The organism is Marinobacter shengliensis, from assembly GCF_030297115.1.
GTDB lineage: Bacteria > Pseudomonadota > Gammaproteobacteria > Pseudomonadales > Oleiphilaceae > Marinobacter > Marinobacter shengliensis.
Window position 1 is genome coordinate 3,603,565 of record NZ_AP028062.1, and the last position, 19,222, is coordinate 3,622,786.

At 57.8% G+C, this 19,222-nt stretch carries 16 protein-coding genes; 11 read left to right on the forward strand and 5 right to left on the reverse strand.

Annotated elements, in window-relative coordinates; translation table 11 throughout:
• Window positions 1-18 precede the first annotated feature (18 nt).
• Both trxA and QUE75_RS16560 read right to left on the reverse strand, forming a co-directional pair.
• Window positions 19-882, reverse strand: coding sequence for a thioredoxin (trxA, locus tag QUE75_RS16555; RefSeq protein WP_286251866.1), 864 nt, complete (start codon window positions 880-882; stop codon window positions 19-21).
• Between the two features lie 90 nt (window positions 883-972).
• Window positions 973-2,013, reverse strand: a complete 1,041-nt coding sequence (locus tag QUE75_RS16560; RefSeq protein ID WP_286251867.1) for an AraC family transcriptional regulator — start codon at window positions 2,011-2,013, stop codon at window positions 973-975.
• A gap of 135 nt (window positions 2,014-2,148) precedes the next feature.
• On the opposite strand from QUE75_RS16560, the gene QUE75_RS16565 reads away from it, so the two are divergent.
• Complete coding sequence (locus tag QUE75_RS16565) at window positions 2,149-3,243, forward strand: fatty acid desaturase (RefSeq protein ID WP_286251868.1); 1,095 nt, start codon at window positions 2,149-2,151, stop codon at window positions 3,241-3,243.
• A 91-nt stretch (window positions 3,244-3,334) separates the two neighbouring features.
• Window positions 3,335-5,785: an endopeptidase La gene (gene lon / locus QUE75_RS16570; RefSeq protein ID WP_286251869.1), complete on the forward strand. Its 2,451-nt coding sequence runs from the start codon at window positions 3,335-3,337 to the stop codon at window positions 5,783-5,785.
• 185 nt (window positions 5,786-5,970) lie between these two features.
• Here lon and QUE75_RS16575 read toward each other — a convergent pair whose 3' ends face one another.
• On the reverse strand, window positions 5,971-6,465 hold the full coding sequence (locus tag QUE75_RS16575) for a MarR family winged helix-turn-helix transcriptional regulator (protein WP_106694135.1): 495 nt from the start codon (window positions 6,463-6,465) through the stop codon (window positions 5,971-5,973).
• Between the two features lie 254 nt (window positions 6,466-6,719).
• Between QUE75_RS16575 and QUE75_RS16580 the strand changes: the two genes are divergently transcribed.
• The 9 genes from QUE75_RS16580 to QUE75_RS16620 all read left to right on the forward strand — a co-directional run bounded on the left by QUE75_RS16580 (window position 6,720) and on the right by QUE75_RS16620 (window position 16,175).
• The gene (locus QUE75_RS16580) at window positions 6,720-7,577 is read left to right on the forward strand and encodes a TPR end-of-group domain-containing protein (RefSeq protein ID WP_374786928.1); all 858 of its coding nucleotides are present in this window, start codon (window positions 6,720-6,722) and stop codon (window positions 7,575-7,577) included.
• A gap of 161 nt (window positions 7,578-7,738) precedes the next feature.
• Window positions 7,739-8,851, forward strand: a complete 1,113-nt coding sequence (locus QUE75_RS16585) for a branched-chain amino acid ABC transporter substrate-binding protein (RefSeq protein ID WP_072678123.1) — start codon at window positions 7,739-7,741, stop codon at window positions 8,849-8,851.
• 159 nt (window positions 8,852-9,010) lie between these two features.
• Window positions 9,011-9,934, forward strand: coding sequence for a high-affinity branched-chain amino acid ABC transporter permease LivH (gene livH, locus QUE75_RS16590; protein WP_230715466.1), 924 nt, complete (start codon window positions 9,011-9,013; stop codon window positions 9,932-9,934).
• Window positions 9,934-11,205: a high-affinity branched-chain amino acid ABC transporter permease LivM gene (locus QUE75_RS16595; protein WP_058092563.1), complete on the forward strand. Its 1,272-nt coding sequence runs from the start codon at window positions 9,934-9,936 to the stop codon at window positions 11,203-11,205. The genes livH and QUE75_RS16595 overlap by 1 nt, the downstream gene beginning before the upstream one ends.
• A gap of 5 nt (window positions 11,206-11,210) precedes the next feature.
• A complete protein-coding gene (gene livG, locus QUE75_RS16600) occupies window positions 11,211-11,966 on the forward strand; it encodes a high-affinity branched-chain amino acid ABC transporter ATP-binding protein LivG (protein WP_286251870.1) in 756 nt (251 codons plus the stop codon).
• A 9-nt stretch (window positions 11,967-11,975) separates the two neighbouring features.
• Complete coding sequence (locus QUE75_RS16605) at window positions 11,976-12,677, forward strand: ABC transporter ATP-binding protein (protein ID WP_106694139.1); 702 nt, start codon at window positions 11,976-11,978, stop codon at window positions 12,675-12,677.
• Between the two features lie 225 nt (window positions 12,678-12,902).
• A complete protein-coding gene (locus QUE75_RS16610) occupies window positions 12,903-13,367 on the forward strand; it encodes a DUF3015 domain-containing protein (protein WP_061330628.1) in 465 nt (154 codons plus the stop codon).
• A gap of 82 nt (window positions 13,368-13,449) precedes the next feature.
• A complete protein-coding gene (locus QUE75_RS16615; protein ID WP_286251871.1) occupies window positions 13,450-15,315 on the forward strand; it encodes an Lnb N-terminal periplasmic domain-containing protein in 1,866 nt (621 codons plus the stop codon).
• On the forward strand, window positions 15,285-16,175 hold the full coding sequence (locus QUE75_RS16620) for an alpha/beta hydrolase (RefSeq protein ID WP_286251872.1): 891 nt from the start codon (window positions 15,285-15,287) through the stop codon (window positions 16,173-16,175). The genes QUE75_RS16615 and QUE75_RS16620 overlap by 31 nt, the downstream gene beginning before the upstream one ends.
• 247 nt (window positions 16,176-16,422) lie before the next feature.
• On the opposite strand, the gene pnp is transcribed toward QUE75_RS16620, so the two are convergent.
• Window positions 16,423-18,537, reverse strand: coding sequence for a polyribonucleotide nucleotidyltransferase (gene pnp, locus QUE75_RS16625; RefSeq protein WP_286255725.1), 2,115 nt, complete (start codon window positions 18,535-18,537; stop codon window positions 16,423-16,425).
• Window positions 18,538-18,906: 369 nt separating this feature from the next.
• On the reverse strand, window positions 18,907-19,176 hold the full coding sequence (gene rpsO, locus QUE75_RS16630) for a 30S ribosomal protein S15 (RefSeq protein ID WP_058092554.1): 270 nt from the start codon (window positions 19,174-19,176) through the stop codon (window positions 18,907-18,909).
• Between the last annotated feature and the right edge of the window lie 46 nt (window positions 19,177-19,222).

Here is a 19,222-nt window from a genome sequence, read left to right on the forward strand (position 1 = left end):
CAGGCCAGCCATCCTTTGTCAGTGCATCAGGGTGTAGAGTTTACGGCGGTAGGTACGCACATCCGGATTGTTGTTACCCAGCTTCTCGAACAGTTCCACCAGCGTAGTCTTGGCGATACCGTCTTTGTAGGTGCTGTCTGACTGCATCAGGCGAATCAGCAGATCCATGGCTTCGGCGTTTTTGTCCTGCAGTACCTTGTGCAGGGACAACTGGTGCAGGGCTTCCGGGTCTTTCGGATTGGCTTCCAGCTTTGCCTCCAGTTCCGACTGCGCCGGCAGTTCACCGGACTGCTTCAAAAACTTCACCCGCGCTGCCAGCTGCTTGGCCTTGTGCTGCAGTTTCTCTTCCGGCGGCAGGCTGTTGAGCACCTGCTCGGCGGTGTCGAGATCGCCCTGCTCGGCTTTCAGCTGGGCCAGGTCGATCAGCACATCCAGGTTTTCCGGGTCTTTCTGGTTCATCTCGGTGAGGATGGCCAGGGCACCGTCTACATCACCGGCTTCCCACAGGGCGTGGGCTTTCTCGTAAGGGTCTTCAGACGGCGCGTCGATGTGCTTTTCCAGCACCTTGCGGATCTCACTTTCCGGCAGGGCACCGTTAAAACCATCCACCGCCTGGCCATTCTTCACCAGAATCACCGTGGGCAGGCTGCGCACACCCAGGGAAGCCGTCAGCTCCTGCTGTTCGTCTGCATTCACCTTGGCCAGCTGGAAATTCCCCTGATACTCCTCCGCCAGCTTCTGCAGAATCGGCATCAGCTGCTTACAAGGCGCGCACCATTCGGCCCATACGTCCACCAGGATTGGGGTGGTGGCGGAGGCTTCCATTACTTTCTGCTGAAAGTTGTCGGCGGTGGCGTCAAAGATATACAGCGAAGCGGTCATAGAGTTACCCGGTTATTGAAGCATTTGATGCTTTCGGTAATGGGGCCAGACAATGAAAATTCAAGCCAGGCCCTGCGCGCTTCAAGCCCGCTAGCCGGCCGCATGTTGTTTCAGGTAGTCCCGAGGCGAACACCCTGCCCAGCGCCGAAAGGCTCGGCTGAAGTTGGTAACGTCAGAATAGCCCAGTAAGTCAGACACCTCTCCAATACTTTTCTGATTGAGCAACAACAGCCGCTCTGCATGGTGTTGGCGAATGCTCTCCACCAGTTGTCGAAAGACCACACCTTCAGCCTGCAAACGACGCTGCAGCGTGCGCGGGGTGGTATTCAGCTTCTCCGCCACCTCTTCTATAGACGCGAAACCCAACTCCTCGTCAAACACCAGGTCTCGCACCTGCTGAGCCAGCGAACGCCCTCCACCCAGCCGGCCCAGCTCTTCCTTGCATTGTTCCCGAGCAATCCGGGCGGCGACAGGGTCTGACATCACCAGGGGGTAATCAAGAATCGACGCATCAAATATAAAACCGTTGAAGGCTCCGTCGAAATGAAGCTTGCCGGCAACCAGATGGTCATAGCGCTCCATGTAGGAAGGGCGGGGGAACCGGATTACGCCCTCGCCTTTGAGCTTGCGGCCGGTCAGGGCTTCTGCCATGGCGGCAAACCCGGTAAGTAGAAACTGTGCGCCGACTTCGCTCAGCCGATAGCGTTCATCTCGTTCCCCCAGGCTAAGCCGTACCATGTCGCCTTCATGCCCTGCCTCACGCTCAATGCGCAACTGAAGGTCCGAAGAGGGCATATCAAAGTAGGCCCTGGCAATCTCCAGTGCCTCTCCCAGGGTGCGCGCGACCATTGCGGCCTGGCCAATGACCCCATGGCAGGACACTCGCATCTGCAGGCCCAGCAAAAAGCCGATACCCGGCTCCCCTGTCAGGCTGACCGCCCGCTCTATCAAGTTGGCGAAGCTCTCCCGGGGCAACCGGAAACCACTGCGCAAACAGTCTTCCGGCTGCAGGCCTTCCCCCGCCAGCAGTTTGTCTGCCGATATATTCCAACGTTCGGCCACATCCATCAGCAGCAGTACGTAGGTCCCCGGAACGGTCGGTTGGCTGGAAACGATAGAAACAGTTGTCATTGTAGTTGTCGTCTAATGATCGTTTTTTGTCGTCTGATCATACCCGGTTCGGGCACCACCTCACCCACAATAGCAACTGAAGATGCCAGGATCAGGTACCTGGATGCCGATAACCCCCGTTAAAAGGGTCAAACCATGTCTTTAGATCCAAGCACCATGACCGATGCCGAGAAAACCGATCACATTCGCAAGACGATTCTGGAGGAAGGCCGGGCGTTAAGACGCCGGCATCCGTGGCTTGAAAAGCACCAGAATCTGATTGGCGCCTCCATTATGGTGGTATCGCTTCTGGGCATGATTACCAGCGGTACACTGTATGTTATGGACATTATTCCCTGGTGGCTGTGCATTCCTGTCACCGCCATTTTCGCGTCCTTTATCCATGAGCTGGAACACGACCTGATCCACCTCATGTACTTCAAGAACCGCCCTTGGGTAAACAGCCTTATGCTGGCCGTTGGCTGGTTGGCACGGGCAAGCACCGTCAGCCCATTCGTACGTCGCAATCTGCACCTGCACCACCACAAGTACAGTGGTACCGAAAGCGATCTGGAGGAGCGCGGCATCACCAACGGTGAGCGCTGGGGCTTACGCCGTCTGCTGATGACCGGTGACAACATGATGGCAGTGCTGCTGCGCCCAAGGACCACAGTGCGTGCAGTGAAAGCCTATATCCGCTCCCAGAAACCGGAATCCCGGGGCGAGGTGAAGAAAATGCGACTCCAGCAACTGCTGGCCTATGCGCCTCTGGGCAACCTTTACTACCTGTTGTTTCATGGCTGGATTGCCATCCATGTAGTGCTGTTCTCGCCACAGGTTATGGGCTCTCCCATTACCCTGACCGGTGAATTTGCCAGCGCGCTCGGGGTTCTGAATACCTTTGCCGTGGTGTATATGCTGCCATCGTTCCTGCGCACCTTCTGCCTGCATTTCATTAGCTCCAATATCCACTATTACGGCGATGTTGAAGCCCGCAACGTGATGCAGCAGTGCCAGGTTCTTAACCCCTGGTGGCTGTTTCCGATGCAGATATTCTGCTTCAATTTTGGCAGCACCCATGCCATTCACCATTTTGCCGTGCGGGAGCCGTTTTACATCCGCCAATGGACCGCACCAACCGCCCATAAAGTGATGAAAGAGATGGGTGTTCGGTTTAACGACTACGGCACGTTTTTCCGTGGCAATCGCTTCTACACGAAGACCGTCAGCAGCGAAAGCCGCACAGCCTGATCGCCGAAACCGATAGCTTTAACGCATCTTGAAAATCTCGCCAATGCCGTCACATAGGTCTTTAACCACTCAGCCTTGAGAGCAGCACGGTATGAATGACGAGAACCGCACAGACTCCCTGGAAGAATTTGAAGAAGATGTGACCGAGTACATCGGCAAAGACGAGAACAGCAAAAGCCTGGTCTTGCCTCAACAGGCCAGGCCGCGGCGTATGTATGTGTTGCCGGTGTCGAACCGGCCGTTCTTTCCGGCCCAGGTACAGCCCGTGGTGGTGAACCAGGACCCCTGGCAGGAAACCCTGAAGCGGGTGGGTGAAACCGACCACAAGGTTCTGGGCATCTGCTTTGTGGAAGATCCGGAGTCCGACACCGGCATTCCCGCCAGCGATGACCTCGAGACCATGGGGTGTGCGGTGAAGGTTCACCACGCCCAGAGCGAAGGTGGCAAGGTGCAGTTTATTGCCCAGGGCATGCAGCGGTTCAGGATTGTTCAGTGGCTGCGCCGCCGCCCACCCTACCTGGTGGAAGTGGAATACCCGGAAGAGCCAGAGGAGCCGGCGGATGAGCTCAAGGCCTACACTCTGGCCATCATCGCTGCCATCAAGGAATTGCTGCGCACCAACCCTCTGTATGGTGAGGAAGTGAAGCAGTACCTGTCCCGCTTTGGCCCGGAAGATAGCTCGCCCCTGGCGGATTTCGGTGCCTCGATGACCAGCGCCCCGGGCCGTGAATTGCAGGATGTGCTCGATACCGTACCCCTGCTCCGGCGCATGGAGAAAGTTCTTTTACTGATGCGCAAGGAGCAGGAAGTAGCCCGCCTGCAATCCGAGATTAACGAGGAAGTGAACGAGAAGGTGCAGAAGCACCAGCGGGAATTCTTCCTGCGGGAGCAGCTGAAAGTCATCCAGCGGGAGCTGGGTATTGCCAAGGACGACAAAACCGCCGATGTGGAGCGGTTTGAAGAGCGTATGGCCAGGCTGAACCCACCGGAGGCGGTGCAGGAGCGGTTCAAGGATGAAATCCAGAAACTGCAGGTACTGGAACAGGGCTCCCCGGAATACGGCGTTACCCGCAATTATCTGGACTGGATTACCCAGGTGCCCTGGGGTGTGCATTCCGAAGACCATTTTGACCTGGCCGAAGCCCGCCGCATTTTGGACCGAGACCACGATGGCCTGGACGATGTGAAGGATCGCATCATTGAGTTCCTGGCCGAAGGCACCTTCAAGGGTGAAGTGAGTGGTTCCATACTGTTGTTGGTAGGCCCGCCGGGCGTAGGCAAAACCTCCATTGGCCATTCGGTGGCAGATGCCCTGGGCAGGGAGTTTTATCGGTTCAGTGTCGGCGGCATGCGCGATGAAGCTGAAATCAAAGGCCACCGCCGCACCTACATCGGCGCCATGCCCGGCAAGTTCGTTCAGGCCCTGAAAGACAGCAAGGTGGCCAACCCGGTCATCATGCTGGATGAGATCGACAAGATCGGCAGTTCCTATCAAGGCGACCCGGCCTCTGCCCTGCTGGAAACACTGGACCCGGAACAGAACAGGGAATTCCTGGACCATTACCTGGACGTGCGCATGGACCTGTCCAAGGTGCTGTTCGTGTGCACCGCCAACCAACTGGACACCATTCCCCGGCCCCTGCTGGACCGGATGGATGTGATTCGCCTGTCTGGCTACATCGGTGAAGAGAAGCTGGCCATCGCCAAGCACCACTTGCTGCCACGCCTGCTGAAACGGGCCGGGCTGCTGAAAAAACAGCTGAACATTACCGATGCGGCGATCCGCCAGGTGATTGAAGGTTACGCCCGGGAAGCCGGTGTGCGGAACCTGGAAAAACTGCTGCACAAGATTATCCGCAAGGGCATTGTGAGGCTGCTGGAAAACCCGGATGAGCCAGTGAAAGTAGGGGTGTCTGATCTGGTGAGTTACCTGGGACAACCGGCGTTCAAGAAAGAGAAATCTCTGAAAGGCACCGGCGTGGTCACCGGCCTGGCCTGGACCGCCATGGGCGGCGCCACACTGAGTATCGAAGCCTCCCGCATTCACACCAGCCAACGGGGCTTCAAGCTCACCGGGCAATTGGGGGATGTGATGAAGGAATCGGCAGAGATTGCTTACAGCTTTGTGTCTTCCAACCTGAAGCGTTTCAAGGGAGACCCGACCTTCTTCGATAAATCCTTCGTGCACCTGCACGTACCGGAAGGCGCCACCCCGAAAGACGGCCCGAGCGCCGGCGTCACCATGGCCACCGCCCTGCTCTCCATCGCCCGCAAAGAAGCCCCGCAGCAGAACATCGCCATGACCGGAGAGCTGACACTAACCGGGCAGGTGTTGCCGGTGGGTGGCATTCGGGAGAAGGTGATTGCGGCGCGGCGGCAGAAGATCAATAACCTGATACTGCCGGAGGCAAACCGCGGGGATTATGAGGAATTGCCGGAGTACCTGAAGGACGGGATATCGGTGAATTTCGCCAAGCACTACAACGATGTGTTTCAGGTGTGTTTTGGGAATAAGCCCAAGCAGGGGTCTAGTGTGCATTAGTAATAGGGTCTGTCCCCGAACGGGGACTGACCCACTTTTGCCCGTCCATGCCGCCAAACCAGAACCCATTGGTTCCAAGATGGGTCAGTCCCCATTCGGGGACAGACCCCTAGCCAAACTCAAACCCATTGGTTCCAAGGTGGGTCAGTCCCCATTCGGGGACAGACCCTTAGGACAAGCCCCAGTCAGGCTTTTTCCTTCCAGCCATCATCCTTGAGCACAGAGCCAACGGTCAGCACCGGCGACGCATCAATGTCGTCGGCATCCATCATGTTCGCTACTCGCTGCAATGAGGCCAGGATCATGGTCTGCTCCCATTCGGCCAGGCTCTGGAACTTGGCAATAAAGTCTTCCTGCAGCGGGTTGGGGGCGCGGGCGAGTATCTCGGCGCCTTCTTCGGTCAGGTGCGCGTGTACTTTGCGTTTGTCCTGGGTGCTGCGCACCCGGTACACCAGTTTGCGCAGCTCCAGGCGGTCCAGGATGGTGGTTACGGTGGCCTGACTAAGACTGACGTTTTCGGCGATGGTGCCAATCGTCACCTCTCCGAGGTCCCGGATAGTGCGCATGATCAACAGCTGTGGCCCTGTCAGCCCGGCGTGCTTGCTCAACCGCTTGGAATGAAGATCGGTCGCCCGGATAACCCGCCGAAGCGCCACCAACACCTGCTCGTAATTGTTCACACCACTGCTCCAGAATCAACGCGTTGTTTATACCTCTAATAATTAGAGGTCTTTGCACTGGTAATTGCAAGTGGGCATTATCACCTAGCTTGCGTCCTATATTGCTCAGTATGCCGCGCACCAGGTATGCGGCATTTTTTCTGGTGGCCATTATGCTATGGTCATCAGCTTGCCACTCACCCAAAAACGGATAACGGTTGATGATCAGGTTTTTCCTCGCACTCGTTTTTGCCATCACTTTCGCCAGCGCCTCCATGGCCCAACAGCAACCGGCTGAGTCGGCCCAGCAAGTGACGGACGAAGACGTTGAAGAGCGAATCGGTGAATTGGAAAGCCCCCTGTACAATCCATTCGTGGAGCGCTACCTGCTGGATGAGGTGAAAGCATTGCGGCAGGAGATGCAGAACACCCGGGCCGAGTTAATTGAAAAAGTGGTCGACAAGGAATTGTCGGTTGCCGACAAAACCATGTCCTACGCCACCGATACCGTCACCTACTTCTTTTACCTGATTGCCGGCGCCACCTCCATTCTGGTGGTGATTGGCTGGAACTCGATCCGCGACATGCGCAACCAGCTCACCAGTCTGGCCGAGAAACGGGTGAATGAACTGGTGGTGGAGTACGAGAAACGCCTGAAATCCATTGAAGAGCAGCTGCAGCAGAAATCCGAGATCATTCACCAGAACCAGGCAGAGATTGAACGCACTAACGAGGTGCACGCGCTCTGGTTGAAGGCAAGCCAGGAGACCTCCCAGCAAAACAAGATCTCCGCCTACGACCAGATTCTGGATCTACGCCCTGATGATGTGGAAGCCCTGAGCTACAAAGCCGATGCCGTTCTGGAAATGCGCGAACCCCTGTGGGCCATCAGCTTGTGCCAACGGGCACTGAAGCTGGCCCCGGATAACGGCCACGCCCATTACCAGCTGGCCTGCGCCTACGCGGAGATTGGCCGCTGGGAAGACGCCGTCAGCACTCTGGAGAAAGCCATCGACATCTCCGAAGCCTACCGCGACGATGCCTCCGTCGACCCCAGTTTCGAGCCACTGCACGATCACGAAAGTTACAGGACGCTGGTCTTCACCGATCAGGACGACAGCACGGACGCATAACATCGCAGAGAACGGCACAGAGCTTGCTAATTCCACCCTGGAAAGCGACGCTGTGTTCCAGAGCAAACCCTGGCCCGATCTGCTTGACAAGCAGCTGGCTGTGGTGTTTGTTTAAGTCTCTGAGAACATAACAATAACCCTGAACAAACAGGAACATCACGATGAAAATGTCCGTTAAGAAACTCGCTACCGCTGTAGGCGCTTCTGTTGCCCTGATGGCCGCCGGCCAGGCCGCCGCTGAAATCCGAATTGGTATTGCCGGCCCGATGACCGGCCCCGTTGCCCAGTATGGTGATATGCAGTTTTCTGGCGCACGCATGGCCATTGAACGCATCAATGCTGCCGGCGGCGTTATGGGCGAACAACTGGTGGGCGTGGAGGTAGATGACGTGTGCGACCCCAAGCAGGCCGTCACCGTTGCCAACCGCCTGGTCAACCAGGGTGTTCAATACGTGGTGGGTCACCTGTGTTCCAGCTCCACCCAGCCGGCGTCTGATATTTATGAAGACGAAGGCATCCTGATGATTACCCCGGCATCAACCAGCCCGGAAATTACCCAGCGTGGTTATGAGCTGGTATTCCGCACCATCGGCCTGGACAGCATGCAGGGCCCGGTCGCCGGTGAGTACATCGTCAGCCAGAACCCGAATAAGGTCGCTGTCATCCACGACAAACAGCAGTACGGTGAAGGCATTGCCACGGCGGTGCGTGACACCCTGCGCAATGCCGGCGTGGAAGTGGCCATGTTTGAAGGCATCACCGCCGGTGACAAAGACTTCTCGTCACTGGTGACCAAAATCAAACAGGCCAACGTGGATTTCGTCTACTACGGCGGCTACCACCCGGAGCTTGGCTTGATCCTTCGCCAGGCACGCCAGGCGGACGTGAACGCGAAGTTCATGGGGCCTGAAGGCGTTGGCAACAAAGACATCAACACCATTGCCGGCGAAGCCGCCGAAGGCCTGCTGGTTACCCTGCCACCCAGCTTTGACGAGAAAGAAGAGAACCAGGATCTGGTAGCCGCCTTCGCTGACAAGGGTGAAGACCCATCCGGCCCATTTGTTCTCACCTCCTATACAGCTGTTCAGCTGGTTGCCGATGGCATCGAGCAGGCTGGTACCAAAGATCCGTTTGAAGTAGCCAAGGCCCTGCGCGCCGGCACTTTCGAAACGCCCATCGGTACCGTTCAGTACAACCAGGCGGGCGATATGGAGTCCTTCGAGTTTGTCGTCTACGAATGGCACTCCGACGGCAGCAAGACTCCGGTCAACTGAGCCAACATCGTTTACAGACGGTCATTATGAGAACACCTTCTCGCCGTAACCCGGGGGAAGGTGTTTTTCTGGGCTTCTGCTGACCCGCTTTGCGACCAGACGGCCAACCCGTCAAAGGGACTAGGAGTGCGGGCAGCAGGCATTCGGAGTTCCACACAGATGCAAGACCTCCTTTATTTCTCGCAGCAGCTCATCAACGGGCTGACGATCGGCAGCACCTATGCCCTGATCGCCATCGGCTATACGATGGTTTACGGCATCATCGGCATGATCAACTTCGCCCATGGTGAGATCTACATGATCGGTGCCTACACCGCGCTGATCGCCATTACCGGCCTCGCCACCCTGGGCATTGCCTGGTTACCGCTGGTGCTGATCGTCGCGCTGATCTGCGCCATGATTGTTTCAAGCTCCATGGGCTGGGCTGTGGAACGGGTTGCCTATCGGCCAGTACGCGGCCGGCACCGGCTGATTCCACTGATCTCCGCCATCGGCATGTCTATCTTCCTGCAGAACTACGTGCACCTGGCGCAGGGTTCCCGCAACATTGGCTTCCCGGCGCTGATTGATGGCAGCTTCCGTTTTGGTACGGGCGAAGGCTTCCAGCTGTCGATTTCCTACATGCAGATCACCATCTTCATCACAACCCTGGTCTGCATGACCATCCTTTCGCTATTTATCGCCCGTTCGCGCATCGGCCGCGCCTGCCGGGCCGTGTCCCAGGATCTGGGCATGGCCAACCTGCTGGGTATTGATACCAACCGCATCATCTCCGCCACCTTCGTGATTGGCGCCGCGCTGGCCGCGGTGGCCGGCCTGCTGTTGGGCATGTACTACGGCTCGGTGGACCCCTTGTTCGGTTTTATCGCCGGCCTGAAAGCCTTTACTGCGGCGGTGCTCGGCGGCATCGGCAGCATCCCCGGCGCCATGCTGGGCGGGCTGATTCTGGGCGTTGCCGAAAGCATGACCTCCGGCTATCTGAGCGGGGAGTACAAAGACGTGGTGTCGTTCAGCCTGCTGATTCTGATTCTGCTGTTCAAACCCACCGGACTGCTGGGCAAACCGGAGGTTGAGAAGATCTGATGGCAGCACACAACTTCAAGCACGCTCTGTTCTGCGCGGTGGTCACCATGGTCATCGCCTTCCCCATCCTGGGCCTTAACCTGGTTGCCCGGGGCACCCGGGTCGGCCTGGAAGGCGCCGATGCCAGTACCATTATCTCGGTGTTCGTAGCCGCCGCCATAGTGTTTTTCTTCCAGCTGTATCGCGACACCATCATGGGAAATCTCGGCAAACTGCCGGCACTGAACCCACTGGCAGGCCGTGAACCCATGCCCCAGGCCAAGCGGGTAAAACTGGAGTCCTGGGCGCTGACCGGCATCATTGTGCTGGCCCTGTTCTGGCCGTTCTTCGTGTCCAGGGGCTCGGTGGATCTGGCAACTCTGGTGCTGATCTACGTCATGCTGGCGCTGGGCTTGAACGTGGTGGTTGGTCTTGCCGGCCTGCTCGATCTTGGCTACGTCGCCTTCTATGCCGTGGGCGCCTATACCTTTGCCCTGCTGTCCCAGTACATGGGCATTTCGTTCTGGATGGCCCTGCCCATCGGTGCCCTGCTCGCCGCCCTGTTCGGCCTGGTACTGGGTTTTCCCGTACTGCGATTGCGGGGCGATTACCTGGCCATCGTGACCCTTGGTTTCGGGGAGATTATCCGGATTCTGCTGAATAACTGGACCTCCATTACCGGCGGCCCCAACGGCATCGGCGGCATTCCCGAACCCACCTTGTTCGGAATGGAATTCGGCCGGCGCGTTAAGGAAGAAGGCAATACCTCGTTCCACGAAACCTTTGGTATTGCCTACAGCGGCGAGCACAAAGTGATTTTCCTGTACCTGATAGCCCTGGTACTGGCGGTGATCACCGCTCTGGTGATTCGCCGACTGATGCGCATGCCAGTGGGCCGGGCCTGGGAAGCCCTGCGGGAAGATGAAATTGCCGCCCGCTCACTGGGCCTGAGCCGCACCGCGGTGAAGCTTTCAGCGTTCACCATCGGCGCGTTCTTTGCCGGCTTTGCCGGCACCGTGTTTGCCTCCAAGCAGGGCTTTATCAGCCCGGAGTCGTTCGTGTTCCTTGAATCCGCCATCATTCTGGCCATTGTTGTGCTCGGCGGCATGGGCTCGCAAATCGGCGTCATACTCGCCGCCATTGCGGTCACCATACTGCCGGAGCTCGCCCGTGAGTTTGCCGACTACCGCATGCTGGTGTTCGGTGCAGCCATGGTGTTGATGATGGTGTGGCGACCACAGGGCCTGATGCCCATGCGGCGGATTCACATTGAACTGAAACGGCAGGAGTGACAGACATGCTGGATGTAAAAAATCTGTCCATGCGCTTCGGCGGCCTGCTGGCCGTCGATCAGGTGAGCCTGGATGTGCAGGAACACGAAATCGTTTCTATCATCGGGCCAAACGGTGCCGGCAAAACCACGGTATTTAACTGCATCAGCGGGTTCTACAAGCCCAGTGGTGGCAAGATCTTGTTCGAAGGCAAAGAGGTGCAAGGCAAGCCCGACTACAAAATCTCGCGGCTGGGCATGGTGCGGACCTTTCAGCACGTTCGCCTGTTCAACAAAATGACCGTGGTGGAAAACCTGCTGGTGGCCCAGCATCGGCATCTGAACACCAACCTGCTGTCCGGACTGATTAAAACCCCCAACTACCGTTCACGGGAGCAGAAATCCCTGGACCGGGCGGCCTACTGGCTGGAGCGGGTGGGCCTGCTTGATCTTGCCAACCGGGATGCCGGCAATCTGGCCTACGGCCAGCAACGAAGGCTCGAGATTGCCCGCTGCATGGTGACCGAGCCCAAACTGCTGATGCTGGATGAACCGGCCGCCGGCCTGAATCCGGCGGAAACCAAAGACCTCAATCAGCTGATTGTCAGCCTCAAAGAGGACTACAACGTCTCGGTATTGTTGATCGAACACGACATGAGTCTGGTGATGGACATTTCTGACCGGATTACCGTGATCAACCAGGGCCGTCCCCTGGCGGCAGGCACACCGGAAGAAGTGCGCCAGAACGATGACGTTATCAAAGCCTATCTGGGCGAGGCCTGAGGAAACACCATGCTAGTACTGGAAGATGTGCATACCCACTACGGCAAGATCGAGGCCTTGCACGGGGTATCGGTGGAAGTGAATAAAGGCGAGATTGTCTCGCTGATCGGCGCCAACGGCGCGGGCAAAACCACCCTGTTGATGACCGTTTGCGGCAACCCCCAGGCCAGCGCCGGGCGGGTTATCCTGGAAGGCCGGGATATTACCAATGAAGCCACCTCCAACATCATGCGCTCCGGCATTGCCATTGTGCCGGAAGGCCGGCGTGTGTTCTCCGGGCTGACCGTGGAAGAGAATCTGGCCATGGGCGGTTTCTTCAACACCAAGGCCGAGATCCGTAAAAGCCAGGATCACGTGTACGAGCTGTTCCCCCGCCTGAAGGAGCGGGAACACCAGCGGGCCGGCACTATGTCTGGCGGCGAGCAACAAATGCTGGCGATCGGCCGGGCTTTGATGAGCAAACCCCGGATGATCATCCTGGACGAGCCGTCACTTGGTCTGGCGCCGATTATCATCAAACAGATCTTCGAGATCATCGGCCACCTCCGGGAGGAAGGCATCACCGTGTTCCTGGTGGAACAGAATGCCCATCAAGCCCTGAATCTGGCGGACAGGGGCTATGTGCTGGAAACCGGGCGTATCCGGCTGCACGATACCGGCAAGAACCTGTTGGCCAATCCGGAAGTGCGAGAGGCTTATCTGGGCGGGTGATCGTTACCCGCCGCCGACAACGACAGAATTCGAAGTGACAGATATCAATAACCCTTTGATCCGTCAGTTTGTATTCTTCCCAAACACGGGTTTTCATCTATACTGAACCCAACGGTCACACCAATCACCGGTAACCATATCGGGGCCGTTAGCTTGCAGCCGATTCAGGACTTACAGGTTGCAGGGTATGCGACGAAAGCAAAAAACCACATAAAGGAGTGGATAATGAAAAAACTGATCGCAGGTGCAATTCTTCTTGGTGCTTCCTCCATGGCATTCGCTCAGCCTGGCTGTGGCGTAGGCGCCATGATCTGGAAAGGACAGTCCGGCGTTGCGCCGCACGTACTGGCCGCCACCACCAACGGAACCTTCGGTAACCAGACTTTCGGTATGACTACCGGTACCCTCGGCTGCCAGACTAACCAGTCTGTTCAGTCCATGGCCATGTACATGGACAGCAACATCGACAAGGTTGCCCGTGACATGTCCCGTGGCTCCGGTGAAAACCTGGAAACCCTGGCGGTACTGCTGGGTGTAGACGCGGCTGACCGTGAGGCCTTCCGCAAAGTGCTGCAAGACAACTTCGCCAGCATTTTCCCGAACTCTGACACCACCTCTGGTGAAGCGGTAGATGCTATCGTTTCCCTGCTTGAGCAGAACGAGTCTCTGAGCAAGTACGTGGCTGCGTAATAACGCATTCCCAAAGGATTGACGCGGCGCCACGGATGGCGCCCTCCTGCACCCAATCGCAATCCGGACTCTGATCTCCCCTATGGGTAACATCTTGCGCCCCCGGCAGGCCGCTCTGTGGCTTGCATGCTCACTCTCGGCCGAGGCCGCCCTTGCCGTTGCACCCGATGAACTTCACCAGCACCCGGTATGGCTGACCCTCGGTCACTACCAGCCTGACCGATTTGGCGCCGGCTACACCAGTCAGGCGGACGACTCTTCGTTTTTTCTGAGCGAGAACGGCAAAACCTCACCCAGGGAAGAACTGGAAGCAACGCTTGCCGCTATTCAGGAGCCAGGCGAAGGCAACAATCACGCCCGATGCCGTTTTCCGGCCCGGGATGCCTGGCTTCGGGAACAGCTCGACCTGCCCGCTGATCCTGTCGTTTGCCCCGCTTATGACGAGTGGGCGGCCGAACTGAACACCGAGAAGGTCACATTGGTATTCGCCGCCTCGTATCTGAACAGCCCATCGTCCATGTTCGGCCACACCTTCCTTCGACTGGACCCACCCCAGGAGGATGAAGAAGCCGACCTGCTGCTGGCCAATACCATTTCTTACGCAGCGGACGCCGCCGAGCACGACAGCGAGCTGCTGTTTGCCTACCGGGGTATTTTCGGCGGTTATCCCGGGATTACCTCCATCCGGCCCTATTACGAGATGATCCGGCTGTATAACGACATCGAACACCGGGACTTATGGGAATACACCCTGAACCTGACCCAGCCGGAAGTAGACACCATGCTGGCCCACACCTGGGAGATTCAGGACAAAAACTTCGATTACTACTTCTTTGACGAGAACTGCGCCTATCGCTTGCTGGCACTGATTGATGCCGCGCGCCCGGGCACCAACCTGCTGGGAGAAGTAAGCACTCACGCAATCCCCTCCGACACGGTACGCTGGGTTCGGGATGCAGACCTTGTCGAGAGCATTCATTACCGGCCTTCGGCCGCCACAGCTGTTAGCCACAGCCTCGATACCCTGCCCCGTGACCATCAAACCCTGGCCGCAGCCATCGCCAATGGTTACGTGCAGGTGAATGGCCCTGAGATGCAACAGCTCTCGACACAGGAAAGAGCCTGGGTACTGGACGCCACCTACGATTACGTGCGCTATCAAAGCGAAGCCCGTGGCTGGCCAAGGGAATTTTCCGCCCCCCTGTCGCATCAGCTACTGATTTCACGCAGCCAGATAGACGACGCGCAGGAGATACCTGCTGTCCCGGAGCCTTTGGTTCGCGACGACCAGGGCCACGACACTTTTCGGGTAAGCCTCGGCAGTGGCCAACTGGACCACGCCGAATTCACCCAGCTCACCCTGCGCCCCGCCTACCATGACGTACTGGACCCGCCGGAGGGTTACCGCTCCGGCGCCCAGCTACAGTTCCTGCGGCTGGACGCCCGGCTCTACCACGACAATGACGAACTGCAGGTGGAACAGATTGTGGGTGTGGAGATCCGATCCCTGAGCCCTCGCAACCAGTTCTTCTCTCCCATTTCCTGGCAGGTAGGCTTCGGCGGACGGCGCACAGACACCGGCACACAGCGAGTGCTCACGCCCTACCTGGAGGGCGGTGCCGGTGGGAGCTGGAGCCTGAACTACAACACCCAGGCCTTCGCCGTCGCCACCGCCGACCTGGAAATCGACGATGACATCCGCCGCGGCTACGACTTCGCTCCGGGCGCTGACCTGGGCCTGCTGCACCAGAACAACCGGTTCAGCCTTCTGGCCGGCGCCAAAACCAAGGCCTGGATCATCAGCAGCCAACACCGGCAAGACCAGCTGTACGTTAAAGGCAATCTGCACATAGGCCGGGAATTCAGCCTGTTTGCCGAATTCACCCGGGAAGACCACTTCAACAGGTACCAAAGCATATGGCAGGCTGGCATTCACGCGTATTTCTGACGCTCTCCAGGCTGGGCAAGCGGCCGGCAACACCCACCCTGCTGGTCTTGCTCGCTCTGCTGCAAACCGGCTGCAGCAGCGTGTTCTTCTACCCGGACAAGGTAACCTACATCACCCCGGACCGCCTGAACCTGGAGTATGAAGACATCTACCTGGACACCGCCGATGGCGAAACCCTCCACGGCTGGTGGCTGCCCGCCCTCACAGAAGAACCCGCCAAAGGCACGGTCTATTACCTGCACGGCAACGCCCAGAACGTCAGCGCCCACATCCTCAACGTCGCCTGGCTGCCGGAGCAAGGCTACAACGTATTTGCCATAGACTACCGGGGCTACGGCCAATCCACCGGCGCGCCAGACATAGAAGGCGCCCTGCACGACACCGAAACCGGCCTGCGCTGGCTCGCAGAACGCCACCCCGAAAACGACCATCCCCTGTTCCTCCTCGGCCAAAGCCTCGGCGGCGGCCTCGGCATCGCCCTGGCCAGTGAATGGGTGCAACGCAGCGAACAACCCCAGCTCAGCGGCGTGATCCTCGACGGCACCTTCTCCGGCTTCCGCCTGATCGCCCGTGAAAAACTCGGTGAGTTCTGGCTCACCTGGCCGTTTCAGATCCCCCTGAGCTGGAGCATCACCGACGACTATGAAGGTGTAGACCGCATCGCCAACATCGCCCCGGTCCCCGTCAAAATCATCCACAGCGCCCGTGACGGCATTATCCCGTTCCACCACGGTATGCGACTGTATGAAGCCGCAGAACAGCCCAAAGACTTCCTGAGGACCGACACACCCCATGGCGCGACGTTTGTTCTTCCGGCGTATCGGGAGGCGGTACTGGAGTTCATGGACGGGGCTTTTTAGCCACGGACGACACGGACACTCACGGACGAAAAGACACGAGACTCCCCGAACAATGTTTAAGCAGGGGTTGGGAGAGCCTTTTCAAAAGTCTTGAGGGCCATGGATGGCCCGAACGAAGCGCACAGGGAAGTGCTCGTAGCGTCTTTTGAAAAGGCTCTCCCAACCCCTGCAGGGCACCATAGTCCGAGGCCCAGAAACGAGAAAACCCGCCATAAGGCGGGTTTTCTCACTACTGACTAACTGAAAATCAGTCAGCGAAGTCAGTCGGCTGCTCGCCTTCCTTAACTTCCTTCATGGACAGCTTAACGCGACCACGGTTGTCCACATCCAGCACCTTCACCAGAACTTCCTGACCTTCGCTCAGCTCGTCAGTCACGTTCTCGATACGGCGCTCAGAGATCTGGGAAATGTGCACCAGACCATCCTTGCCAGGCAGGATGTTAACGAAGGCACCGAAGTCCACAATGCGCTCAACGCGGCCCTTGTAGATTGCGCCCACTTCGATCTCGGCGGTGATTTCCTTCACCCGATTCACGGCGGCTTGTGCGGCTGCTGCGTTATCGGCATAGATCTTCACATTGCCATCGTCGTCCAGGTCAATAGACGCACCGGTCTCGTCACAGATAGAACGGATCACAGAACCGCCCTTACCGATAACGTCACGGATCTTGTCCGGATGGATCTTGATGGTGGTGATGCTCGGTGCACGCTCAGACAGCTCGGCACGCGGCGTGGAGATCACCCTGTTCATCTCGTCCAGGATGTGCAGACGCGCAGCGTGGGCCTGCTCAAGGGCGATTTCCATGATCTCGTCGGTGATGCCCTGGATCTTGATATCCATCTGCAGGGCGGTAACGCCCTCTTTGGTACCGGCAACCTTGAAGTCCATATCGCCCAGGTGGTCTTCGTCACCCAGGATGTCAGTCAGAACGGCGAACTTGTCACCTTCCTTGACCAGACCCATGGCGATACCAGCCACCGGTGCCTTGATCGGGACACCCGCGTCCATCAGTGCCAGAGAAGAACCACACACGGAAGCCATGGAGCTGGAACCGTTGGATTCGGTGATCTCGGAAACCGCACGAATGGCATACGGGAACTCTTCAATGGTCGGCATAACCGCCAGAACACCGCGCTTGGCCAGACGACCATGACCCACTTCACGACGGCCCGGAGTACCAACGCGGCCGGCTTCACCTACGGAATACGGAGGGAAGTTATAGTGGAACAGGAACGGGTCTTTGCGCTCGCCTTCCAGTGCATCAATGATCTGCACATCACGGGTGGTACCCAGAGTGGCGGTTACGATGGCCTGAGTTTCACCACGGGTGAACAGGGCAGAACCGTGAACAGACGGCAGAATGCCAACTTCCACTTCGATCGGGCGTACAGTCTTGTTGTCACGGCCGTCGATACGCGGCTTGCCATCGATAACCTGCTGGCGAACCACAGACTTCTCAACCTTGCCGAAATACTTCTTCACCAGTTCTTCAGAAGGCTGACCTTCTTCTTCACCGGCCAGTTTTTCAACGGCGGCAGCCTTGATCTCGCCCAGACGCTCGTAGCGAGCCATCTTGTCGCGCACGGCGTAAGCTTCTTCGATGGCACCACCGAATTCGGATTTGATGGCATTCAGAAGCTCGGTGTTTTCGGCTTCAGGCTGCCACTCCCAGCGCGGCTTGCCGTGTTCAGCGGCAAATTCCTTGATGGCGGTAATGGCCGCCTGCATTTCCTGATGGCCGAACAGTACGCCACCCAGCATCTGGTCTTCGGTCAGGCCTTTGGCCTCGGACTCAACCATCAGTACGGCGTCTTCGGTACCGGCAACCACCATGTCCAGATCAGAGCTGGCCAGCTCTTCAAAGGTGGGGTTCAGGAAGTAGCCTTTATCGTTGGTGAAACCAACACGGGCGGCACCGATAGGACCATCGAACGGGATACCGGAGATCGCCAGCGCAGCAGAGGCCGCCAGCATCGCCGCGATGTCAGGATCGTGGTTCTTGCTGGCAGACATGACGGTACAGATAACCTGTACTTCGTTCATGTAGCCATTAGGGAACAGCGGGCGGATCGGACGGTCGATCAGGCGGGAAGTCAGCGTCTCTTTCTCGGACGGACGGCCTTCGCGCTTGAAGAAACCACCGGGGATTTTGCCGGCCGCGTAAGTCTTCTCGAAGTAGTTAACGGTCAGCGGGAAGAAAGGCTGACCAGGCTTGGCTTCTTTGGCGCCGACAACGGTACCCAGCACAGCGGTATCGCCGGTAGACACGAGAACGGAACCGGTTGCCTGACGGGCAACACGACCCGTTTCCAGGGTGAAGGTTTCGCCACCCATTTCAAACGTTTTCTTACGTGGTTGCAGATCCACAATAAACTCCTGCTCTTTTCAACGGTTAATACCTGACCGGGTGACACTCACCCTCGCCAGGTTTTCTTTACCACCGCAGCAGTCTGATCTGTGAACCGAAAGGCAACCCGTCTGAAAGCTAACAGGCTGTTGCAAAACCCCGGTATGGCGAGCTGCCAGCGGTGTGCGGCTCCCGGGCTTTTCAACAACCTGCTATCAATATCGGCTTTCCATTAGACAGAGAAAATCCTTCGGTTTCACTGACAAATCAACTGCAGCATAAACACCGTCTGGCATCCCCTGAGCGGGTACACACAGACAGTGGGAGAGAAGCGCGGCTGTACCCGGGCAACCCCGGGCCAGCCTTCAGGTCGCTAAACCGGATTAGCGACGCAGACCCAAGCGCTGGATGAGTTCCAGGTAACGGTCGGCGTTTTTACGCTTGAGGTAGTCCAGCAGCTTACGACGCTGGTTTACCATCCGGATCAGGCCGCGGCGGGAATGGTGATCCTGCTTGTTGGCCTTGAAGTGATCCTGCAGCTTGTTGATGTTGGCGCTCAGCAGTGCAACCTGAACTTCAGGAGAACCGGTATCGCCTTCAACTTGCTGAAAATCCTTAACGATCTGAGCTTTCTCATTGGCAGACAGTGCCATATTACACCTCATGGTTTGCGATGCTGATAAATCCGGCCGAACCGCG